Below are 1,074 nucleotides of genomic sequence, written 5' to 3' on the forward strand. Positions count from 1 at the left end.
ACATTATAGGGTATAGGTTATCCTGAATTTTAATATTATGCTCTTTTTTATTTAAGAGAGCTGAAAAATACAGGATTTAAATGGTGTTGGTATTTAAACTCAGTAGGTATAGTAACACTCGCATCAATCAGTTCTGTGATAGCCTGATAAAATCGAGTGGGTGTAATATGTATCCCTTCTTGCTGTGCTATGGGCGTAACACGATGAAAAATTAGGTAAACAATGCTCTTATCTGGCTTATACGACGCGATTAATGTAAGCAACCAGAATACATTGTGAATAGTAGTGTTAAGATTATGACTTTCAACTGATGATTGATTATTTTGAAAGTAAGTGGAGAGTCTTTTTTGCATAAAGGTATCGTTTTTTTGTTAGTGTTATCACTCGCGTGGAGAAAATTACCACGCTGTAATGTTTTTAAAATGGAATGCCGTCTGCAGGATTTCGTCTTCTGGAGTTTTTAACTGATTTTGTTTTACTCCCGGCACGATAAAAATTAAAAGAATTGGCAAAATCTTCTGTCTCCAGTCTGGATTTTCTGAATTTATCCATCAGATCTTCATTGAAACGACGAGGAATTCCCTTAACGCACAAGTTTGAATTCAGATATACCTGATTATCTATGGTGTCACGAATAAGTATTTTTTTTCCAAATAACTCTTTGAATGCACGTGAAACATTTGATTTATTCAGCCCAAGCTCTTTGGCAGTACGTGACTGTGAAAAATCAGGAATAATATTACCGTAATCAATGGCTGAGAAGAGATAAATCACAATTCTAAATGCTGTGGGCGTCAAATCCATTCTGGCGAGTGTCGCCATATTACCTTTAAAGATCATTGAGAAATCGTCCCTGAAGGACGTCTTTTTATAGCTGGTTGCTTTAATTTTTATTTCTTCCAGATCTTCGGGCATAACCTCTAATGCTTCTGCAATAATGGATTTTTGTTCTTTAGTTAATACGACACTTGTGATTGACATAATGGCTCCTTTTTTATTGTTATGATTACAGATATGGCATATTTATTTTATTTGTCAACGGCTTTGGTAATTTTATTTTAATTATATTTTATT

1 protein-coding gene is annotated in these 1,074 nt (G+C 34.0%); it reads right to left on the reverse strand.

Features of this window, described 5'->3' with window-relative positions; translation table 11 throughout:
* Positions 1-417: 417 nt before the first annotated feature.
* Positions 418-981, reverse strand: coding sequence for a helix-turn-helix domain-containing protein (locus NNN64_RS22805; RefSeq protein WP_271442880.1), 564 nt, complete (start codon positions 979-981; stop codon positions 418-420).
* Positions 982-1,074 lie beyond the last annotated feature (93 nt).

This window comes from Citrobacter sp. Igbk 14, from assembly GCF_028069825.1.
Classification (GTDB): domain Bacteria; phylum Pseudomonadota; class Gammaproteobacteria; order Enterobacterales; family Enterobacteriaceae; genus Citrobacter.

Bases quoted from the DNA above. Each gene is read 5' to 3' on its own strand.
- NNN64_RS22805 (WP_271442880.1), bottom strand. From the start codon at position 981: ATGTCAATCACAAGTGTCGTATTAACTAAAGAACAAAAATCCATTATT.